1 pseudogene is annotated in these 490 nt (G+C 66.5%); it reads right to left on the bottom strand.

Going from position 1 to position 490, the window contains the following annotated elements:
* Positions 1-467 (bottom strand): annotated as a pseudogene (locus A6302_RS22550) (hypothetical protein); the annotation flags it as partial.
* Positions 468-490 lie beyond the last annotated feature (23 nt).

The following is a 490-nucleotide window of genomic DNA, read 5'->3' as shown; positions in this document are numbered from 1 at the left end:
TGATAATCTCGGACTGCTTGATTTGGATCCCCGCCATAGCCCGTCGAGTAGCCCGACTGTTGCGTGCTTCTGGCGCTCTCCGCCATTTGCCGCTCCCATTGACGCTCGGCTTCAAGACGCCGCCGTTCCGCTGCACGGGCGGCAGCTCTTGCACTTGCCTCCTCGCGCGCCAGCTGAGCACGCCCTGCCTTCGTCTTCTTGAGTTCGGCAATGCGCATGCGCTCGCGCTCTTCGGCGAGCGCCGCCTGCCGGCGCCGTTCGGCCGCCCGTTCGTTCGCGGCTGCCTGGCGTATCAGAGGCGCCGCCATGGCAACGGCCCGGCCACCTTCGCCTGGAAGATAGGCCCCGCCTCCAGCCAGCGCCAGACCGGAGACCATCTGGTCCGCCGTTGTCGCGTTGCAGGCTCCAAGGAGCAGGCACAGGAGAATGCCGGCCGTCGTCCGGACCCGGACACTGGAGATCATCACCACCCCCATCATGACGCATGATC

It is taken from the genome of Methylobrevis pamukkalensis, assembly GCF_001720135.1.
Lineage (GTDB): Bacteria > Pseudomonadota > Alphaproteobacteria > Rhizobiales > Pleomorphomonadaceae > Methylobrevis > Methylobrevis pamukkalensis.
This window is presented reverse-complemented; position numbering and strand designations above follow the sequence as displayed.